This window comes from Streptomyces sp. PA03-6a (assembly GCF_033792765.1).
GTDB lineage: Bacteria > Actinomycetota > Actinomycetes > Streptomycetales > Streptomycetaceae > Actinacidiphila.
The window spans coordinates 1-8091 of the sequence record NZ_JARAVK010000331.1 but is presented as its reverse complement, the minus strand read 5'-3'; the positions used below and the strand labels follow the sequence as shown (position 1 = coordinate 8091).

Here is an 8091-nt window from a genome sequence, read left to right as displayed (position 1 = left end):
GCCGTCGCGGGCCGGGCGGGCCCGCGACGGCTCCCGGGGCCGGGCAGGGCCCGGCCGGTCCGGAGGAACCCACGGGCGGCGAGGGCCTCGGCGACCGGCCCCCCGGGCCCGCCGCCCGACCGCCGGCCCGGCGGCTGACCTGGCGGAGACTGCTGGTCACCCCGTTCGTGCTGGCCCTCGTCCTGCTCGCCACCTATCTGTGGATCACCGGCATCACCCTCGACTCCATCGCCGAGAACGCCCTCGTCGGCGACACCGTCAGGGTGCGGCTGTGGCAGCACGTCAAGCTGACCGCGATCTCCACCTTCTGGGTGCTGGTCATCGCCGTCCCGCTCGGCATCGCACTGACCCGGCGGCGCCTGCGCCCCGCCGCGCCGGTGGTCACGGCGATCGCCAACATCGGGCAGGCGACGCCCGCCATCGGGATGCTGGCGCTGCTGGTCATCTGGCTGGGCATCGGGCCGCGCACGGCGCTGATCGGCATGGTGGTCTACGCGGTGCTGCCGGTGCTGTCCAACACCATGGCGGGGCTGAGGGCCATCGACCCCACTCTGATCGAGGCCTCGCGCGGCATCGGGATGTCGGCGGCCGGGACGCTGTCCCGGATCGAACTGCCGCTGGCGGTACCGCTGATCCTGGCCGGCGTCCGCACCGCGCTCGTGCTCAACGTGGGCACCGCCACGCTCGCCACCTTCGTCGGCGGCGGCGGCCTCGGCGACATCATCACCACCGGGATCGTCACCCAGCGCATGCCGGTGCTCGTGCTGGGTTCGGTGCTCACCGTGGTGCTGGCCCTGCTGGTGGACTGGCTGGCGTCGCTGGCCGAGCAGCTGCTGCGGCCGCACGGTCTGGACACGGGCTGATGCGCCGCCGGGCCCTGGCCGCCGCGGGCCTCCTGGTGCTGCTCGCCTGCGCCCCGGGCTGCGGGCTCAAGAGCGGCAGCCCGCTCGTCGACGACGTGCGCCCCGGCTCCCTGGGACAGGGGCTCCCGCTCAAGGGCGCCTCCCTGACGGTGACGTCCAAGAGCTTCAGCGAGCAGATCATCCTGGGCTCGATGATCGGCCTGGTCTTCAAGGCGGCCGGCGCCGAGGTGCTGGACCGCACCAACATCCAGGGCTCCATCGGGGCGCGGGAGGCGGTCAAGTCCGGTGCCGCGGACGCCATGTACGAGTACACGGGCACCGCCTGGATCACCTACCTCGGCCACGACGAGCCCATCGCCGACCCCATGGAGCAGTGGCGGGCCGTCCGCGACGCCGACCTGCGCAACGGCATCACCTGGCTACGGCCGTCCACCCTGGACAACACCTACGCCCTCGCCATCAGCCGGGACAAGAACCGTCCGTACGGGCTGCGGACCCTGTCCGACGTCGCCGCACTGTCGCGGAGGGACCCCAAGGCGGTCACCCTCTGCGTGGAGAACGAGTTCGCCTCGCGGGACGACGGCCTGCCCGGCATGGAGAAGGCGTACGGCATGGACCTGCCCTCCGCCAACATCCGCAAGATGGACACCGGGATCATCTACACCCAGATCGCCAAGCCCGGCTCCTGCCTGCTCGGCGAGGTCTACACGACCGACGGCCGGATCGCCTCCCTGGACCTGCAGGTCATGGAGGACGACAAACGCTTCTTCCCCAACTACGACGCCGCCCCCGTCGTCAACAGCGAGGCCCTGGAGCGCTGGCCGGCCATCCGCTCCCTGCTCGACCCGCTGTCGGAGAAGCTGACCACCGACGTCGGCCGCGAGCTCAACGCCAAGGTGGACGTGGAGGGCGAGGACCCGCACGAGGTCGCCAAGGAGTGGCTGGTGAAGGAGGGCTTCATCAGGGCGGGGTGAGCGCGCGGGCCGCGTGCGTCGGACGATGCATGCAAAGAAAGCATTGCAAAGGAGTCTTTGCAACCTCTACGGTGGGACCGTGCCAGACGACCCCACCGCCGACGCGACCGACCCCGGCGTCATCCGCCTCGACCCGCGCACCCTGCGCGGCCTCGCGCACCCGCTGCGCATCCGGCTGCTCGCCGCGCTGCGCGAGTACGGCCCCGCCACCGCCTCCGGCCTGGCGGCCCGGCTCGGCGAGTCCAGCGGCGCCACCAGCTACCACCTGCGGCAACTGGCGGCGTACGGCTTCGTCGAGGAGGAACCGGACCGCGGCACCGCGCGCGAGCGCTGGTGGAGGGCCGCGCACCGCGGCACGCACTTCGACGCCGGGGGCTTCCTCGGCCACGCCGACCCCGAAGTGCGCGCCGCCATCGGGCTGTTCGGGCGCGAGGTCGCCGCGCACCACGCCGCGGAGCTGGAGACCTGGCTCGCCACCGTCGGCGACTGGCCCGCGGAGTGGCGCCGCAGCTTCGACCTCAGCGACTTCGCCCTGCGGCTCACCCCGGCCGGGGCCCGCGCCCTGCGCGACGAACTCCACGCCGTGCTGGAGCGCTACCGCACCTCGGAAGGGCAGCACCCCTCGGACCGCGAGGACACCGGGGACGCCGTGCCCGTCCGCGTCCACCTGCACACCTTTCCGCGCACCGCGGACTGACCGCACCGACCACGGGGGACACACATGGAGACCGGCACCGGCATATCCAACGGCACCGAGCGGGCCACCGGGCCCGTGCCGGCACCCGATCCGCGGCCGCTGCGGCTCGTGCTGGCCGCCAACGTCGTGTCGATCAGCGGCAATTCGCTCACCGTGCTCGCCGTACCGTGGTTCGTGCTGCAGACCACCGGCAGCGCCGCCCGCGCGGGCCTGGCGGCCTTCTGCGCGACCCTGCCGGTCGTGGTCTCCGCGCTCGTCGGCGGGCCGGTCATCGACCGCTTCGGACGGCGCAGGTCCTCGGTCCTGTCGGACGCGGTGTGCGCGGTGGCCGTCGTGGCGATCCCGCTGCTCCACTTCGCGGGCGTGCTGCGCTTCTGGCAGCTGTGCGCGCTGATGGCCGTCAGCGGGCTCTTCCACGCCCCCGGCGAGACCGCGCGCGAGGTCCTGCTGCCCGTGCTGGCCGAGCGGGCCGGGACGCCACTGGGGCGCGCCGCGGGCTACTTCGACGGCGCCTCACGCGGCGCCCGGATGCTCGGCGCCTCGGCCGGCGGCGTGCTCATCGCCGTCCTGGGCGCGGAGGCGGTGCTGTTGCTGGACGCGGCGACCTTCGCCGTCTCCGCGCTGCTGATCGCCTTCGGCGTCCGCGGACTGCCCGGTGCCGAACCCGCCAAGGACGCGGCACCGGTCTCCCTGCGCACGTACCGGGCCGAACTGCGCGAGGGCTACGCCTTCCTGATCCGCACCCGGCTGCTGCTCGCCATCACCTTGATGGTCATGGTCACCAACGGCCTGGACGCGGGCTGGAGTTCGGTGCTGCTGCCCGTGCACGCCGACCGGGAACTCGGCGGCTCCGTCCAACTCGGCCTGCTGTCGGGGCTCTTCGGGGCCGGCGCGCTCGCCGGTGCGCTGCTGTACGGAGCGGTGGGCCACCGCCTGCCGCGATGGCCGGTCTACACGGTGTGCTTCCTGCTGTGCGGCGCGCCCCGGTTCCTGGTTGCCGCGTGGGTGCCCGGATGGGGTGCCCTGGCGGTGACCATGGTGGCCGGCGGCATCGCGGCGGGGGCGCTCAACCCGATCCTGGCGACGGTGACCTTCGAGAACATCCCGGACGAGCTGCGCACCCGCGCCCTGGGCACCCTGGGCGCCGGGGTGCTGCTCACCACCCCCGTGGGCGGCCTCGCCGCGGGCTACCTGGTGGACGGCATCGGCCTGGCCGGCGCGCTGCTGCTGACCGGCGGGGCGTACTTCCTGGCGACGCTGTGCCCGCTGGTCTTCCCCTCCTGGCGCCACATGGACACCCGGCGGGGCACATGACCTCGCACTAACAGCTGGGGACCTTGCCGCCGCTGTCGAGGGCGTCCAGGGCGTCGATCGCGCCGTCCAGGGTGGTGACGGGCACCAGGCGCAGCCCCTTGGGGAGTTCGGCCCTGGCGTCGGCGCACTCGGCCTTCGGGACGAGGAAGACGGTCGCGCCGTCACGCCGGGCGGCCTGCTCCTTGAGCGGGACGCCGCCGACCGGGCCGACCTTGCCGCCGGCGGTGATCGTCCCCGTACCGGCGATCCTGCGGCCGCCGGTGAGGTCGCCGCCGCGGCCGTTGCCCTCGATCTTGTCGATGATGCCCAGGCTGAACATCAGCCCCGCGCTGGGCCCGCCGACGTCCGCGAGGTGGAGGGTGACCTTGACGTCCGAGGGGGACAGCCGCAGCTGCCGCAGGGCCGCGGCGGTGGCGTCCTGCTGGGACTCGGTCATCTCCGCCTGGTTGTGCCGCTCGATCTCCTTGACGGTGCCGCCGGTCGGGTAGACCGCGTCGCGCGGCATCACGGCCTGGTCCGTGGCGAACCAGGCCTTGAGGACGTCACCGAAGCGGACGGCCGCGTCCGGGTTCGTCGCCGCGATGGTCGTCATCCGCAGCTGCCCCGAGGTGTCGCGGGTCCCGGTCCCGGAGATCGTGATCACCGGCTTGCCCTGGTCGTCGCCGAGGACGTCGGCCGTCAGCCCCGGCACGACGATCGAGATCGGCAGCGGCGCGAACAGGGCCACCGCCAGCAGCGCGGCCACGAGCGCGGCGCAGACGGCGAGGATCCGGTTCCGGGCGGAGACGAAAGGCATGGGGTGAATGTAGTTCACGGCGGCGGCCCGGCGTGCCGGGGCCCGGGGCGCCGGGGCCGCTAGCGCAGGGCGTCGGCGACCTCCAGCGCCGCCTCGACGACCCGGGGACCCACCCGTTCGGGTATCGCGTCGGCGAGCATCACCACGCCCACGCTGCCCTCGATGCCCGGCACGCCCACCAGCGGGGCCGCCGCACCGCTCGCCCCGGCCTCCAGCTCGCCGTGGGTCAGCACGTACCCGGGACCCTCGGAACACCGTGGATCGGGCTCGTACGGCTGCACGCTGCGCCCGGCGAGGATCGCCCGGCCCGCGGCGCCGCGGTCGAGGGAGTGCCGGAAACCGGTGCGGTAGGCGACGTGGTAGTCGGTCCAGCTCGGCTCGACGACGGCCACGGCCAGCGCCTCGGTGCCGTCGACCAGCGTGAGGTGGGCGGTGGCGCCGATGTCCTCGGCGAGGGAGCGCAGGGCGGGGAGCGCGGCCTCGCGCAGCAGCGGGTGCACCTGGTGCGCCAGCCGCAGCACGCCGAGCCCGACCCGGGCGCGGCCGCCGAGGTCCCGGCGGACCAGGGAGTGCTGCTCCAGCGTGGCCAGGAGGCGGTAGACCACCGTACGGTTGACGCCCAGCTTCACCGCCAGCTCCGTGACGGTCAGTCCGTGGTCGGTGTCGGCCAACAGCTTCAGGACCCGCAGGCCCCGATCGAGCGTCTGAGAGGTCTCCGCGGTCACGACGCCCCCTTCTCGTGTGAGTGGCGGCTCATCTCTCACGGCGGGAGCACTGCCGGTCCCGCGGCAGAGCGCGGAGAGGCCACCGGTCTGGCGGTACCGGCTGGCGCCCCGAGGCTGCTCTGCCACGGCGCGTTGCGTGACCGGAACGGTAGCGATGCGTACCGCTCAGCGGAAGACTTCGTCCACAATCCGGTCACGTGACGGGGGTAGCGGGGGCGCACGACGTAAATCTTCCGTTGAATCACCTCTCGCACCGCAAGATTCACAGCGCCACTGACGTACCATCAGCACCCGGCGCGGGCACCGCGGATGAGCGGACGACCGCCGCTCAGCGCATCCGCGTCGCCCACTCCTGGACCTTCTTGATGCGTTCGTTGAGCTGCCCCGCCGTCGCCTCCGCGCTCGGCGGTCCGCCGCACACCCGGCGCAGCTCGTTGTGGATGACGCCGTGCGGCTTGCCGCTCTGGTGGTTGTACGCGGCGACCATCGTGTTCAGCCGCTTCCGCAGCTCCAGCAGCTCCTTGTGCGTGACGATCGGCCGCCGCTCGGCGGGCAGTTCCAGCAGGTCCGCCTCGCTGTCCGGCTTCTTCCGGCTGTGCGCGATCTGCCGGGCCTGCCGCTTCTGCAGCAGCAACTCCACCTGGTCCGGCTCGAGGAGGCCCGGAATGCCCAGGTAGTCCTGCTCCTCCTCGCTGCCCGGGTGCGCCTGCATGCCGAACTCGGCGCCGTCGTACAGCACCCGGTCGAAGACGGCGTCGGACTCCAGCGCCTCGAAGGGCAGCATGTCCTGCTCGCCGGTGTCCTCGTCCTGTTGCTTCTCGGCCTCCTCCAGCTCTTTCTCGGACTCCGCGTACGGGTCCTCCTCGCCCTCCTTCTTGGGCTTGTCGAGGGCGTGGTCCCGCTCCACCTCCATCTCGCCCGCGAATTCCAGCAGCATGGGGATGGTCGGCAGGAAGACCGAGGCCGTCTCGCCGCGCCGGCGCGACCGCACGAAGCGGCCCACCGCCTGTGCGAAGAACAACGGGGTGGAGATCGTCGTCGCGTAGACCCCGACGGCCAGCCGCGGGACGTCCACGCCCTCCGACACCATGCGGACCGCCACCATCCAGCGGTCGTCGCTCGCGCTGAACTCCTCGATCCGTGAGGACGCCCCGGTGTCGTCGGAGAGCACCACGGTCGCCTTGTGCCCGGTGATCTCCCGGATCAGCTTGGCGTACGCGCGGGCCGAGTCCTGGTCGGTGGCGATCACCAGGGCGCCGGCGTCCGGGATGGACTTGCGGACCTCGGTCAGCCGCTGGTCGGCGGCGCGCAGCACGTTCGGGATCCACTCGCCGGTCGGCGCCAGCGCGGTCCGCCAGGCCTGGCCGATCGCGTCCCTGGTCATCGGCTCGCCGAGCCGTGCGGAGATCTCGTCGCCGGCCTTCGTGCGCCAGCGCATGTTGCCGCTGTAGGAGAGGAAGATCACAGGGCGCACGACGTGGTCGGCGAGCGCGTTGCCGTAGCCGTAGGTGTAGTCGGCGGAGGACCGGCGGATGCCGTCGTTGCCCTCCTCGTACGTCACGAACGGGATCGGGTTCGTGTCCGACCGGAACGGCGTCCCGGTCAGCGCCAGCCGCCTGGCCGCCGGCTCGAACGCCTCCAGGCACGCCTCGCCCCAGGACCGGCTGTCGCCCGCGTGGTGGATCTCGTCCAGGATCACCAGCGTCTTGCGCTGCTCACAGCGGTTGCGGTGCAGCATCGGGCGCACGCCGACGCCCGCGTAGGTCACCGCGACCCCGTGGTACTCCTTGCCGACCGGCCCCGCGCTGTACTCCGGGTCCAGCTTGATGCCTATCCGGGCCGCCGCCTCCGCCCACTGCTTCTTCAGGTGCTCGGTGGGGGCGACGACAGTGATCTGCTGCACGAGGTGGTTGTGCAGCAGGTACGAGGCCAGGGTGAGCGCGAACGTCGTCTTGCCTGCGCCGGGCGTCGCGACGGCCAGGAAGTCACGCGGCTGCGTCGCGACGTAACGGTCCAGGGCACCTTGCTGCCAGGCGCGCAGCTTGCCGGCCGTGCCCCAGGGGGCGCGGCCGGGGAAGGCGGGCGACAGGTGGTGCGAGTGCGAGCTGCTTGCGCTGTGCGGGGCGGTGGTAGTCACGGTCTCCGGTGACGGGTCGGGTACGACAACCGTCACAGCCTACTGGCGCGCGGCGCGGGCTCGTGGTTGCGGCCCGTTGTCGTGTGCGGCGCGGCTGTGGTTGCGGTTGGGGGTTTCCCCGCCACCCTCCCGATGGCCCGGCGCGGTCAGTGCGGGCCTGCGCTCCGTTCGTCTGAGGTCGGGGCCGCGCCGGCGCACTCCCCCAGCCTTCGGCCGGGGGGACCCCCACAGCGCTCGCGGTTTACGTCCACGTCGTTCGGCGCCCGGGTCCGCCGCTCGTCTCCCCCCAGCCTTCGGCCGGGGGGACCCCCATGGGCGCACCCCGCCACACCCCCTCCCGTGTGTTGGGGCGACTGACGGCCGGTGGGGGTAAGTAAGGCACTTCCGGCAACCCCGGACCGCCTTCTCACCCCATCCGGCCGTTAGTCGCCCACACGACCGAAGGGGGTGTGGCGGGGTACGCCCCCGGCCGAAGGCTGGGGGCGTGCCCCGGCGCGGCACCGACCCCACAACGAACGCAGCGAGGCGGTCACTGACCGCGCCGGATGGGGGTCCCCCCGGCCGAAGGCTGGGGGAGGGCGGGAG

At 72.9% G+C, this 8091-nt stretch carries 7 protein-coding genes; 4 read left to right on the top strand and 3 right to left on the bottom strand.

Annotated features, from left to right (window positions below; translation table 11 throughout):
- From PV350_RS41755 to PV350_RS41740, 4 genes are all read left to right on the top strand, one after another.
- Positions 1–863 (top strand): ABC transporter permease (locus tag PV350_RS41755; protein ID WP_500338623.1); only part of this gene is annotated, 863 nt, incomplete at its 5' end.
- On the top strand, positions 863–1837 hold the full coding sequence (locus PV350_RS41750; protein WP_499512100.1) for a glycine betaine ABC transporter substrate-binding protein: 975 nt from the start codon (positions 863–865) through the stop codon (positions 1835–1837). The genes PV350_RS41755 and PV350_RS41750, both read left to right, overlap by 1 nt.
- Before the next feature lie 79 nt (positions 1838–1916).
- A complete protein-coding gene (locus tag PV350_RS41745; protein WP_499512101.1) occupies positions 1917–2534 on the top strand; it encodes an ArsR/SmtB family transcription factor in 618 nt (205 codons plus the stop codon).
- A gap of 24 nt (positions 2535–2558) precedes the next feature.
- Positions 2559–3848 (top strand): MFS transporter, encoded by a 1290-nt coding sequence (locus tag PV350_RS41740; RefSeq protein WP_500338621.1) that lies wholly within the window; start codon positions 2559–2561, stop codon positions 3846–3848.
- Positions 3849–3855: 7 nt separating this feature from the next.
- On the opposite strand, the gene PV350_RS41735 is transcribed toward PV350_RS41740, so the two are convergent.
- From PV350_RS41735 to PV350_RS41725, 3 genes are all read right to left on the bottom strand, one after another.
- A complete protein-coding gene (locus PV350_RS41735) occupies positions 3856–4644 on the bottom strand; it encodes a S16 family serine protease (protein ID WP_500330061.1) in 789 nt (262 codons plus the stop codon).
- A 59-nt stretch (positions 4645–4703) separates the two neighbouring features.
- A complete protein-coding gene (locus tag PV350_RS41730) occupies positions 4704–5369 on the bottom strand; it encodes an IclR family transcriptional regulator (RefSeq protein WP_499512104.1) in 666 nt (221 codons plus the stop codon).
- Between the two features lie 328 nt (positions 5370–5697).
- Entirely contained in the window at positions 5698–7506 is a 1809-nt protein-coding gene (locus PV350_RS41725) for a DEAD/DEAH box helicase (protein WP_499512105.1), read from the bottom strand.
- Positions 7507–8091: the final 585 nt, after the last annotated feature.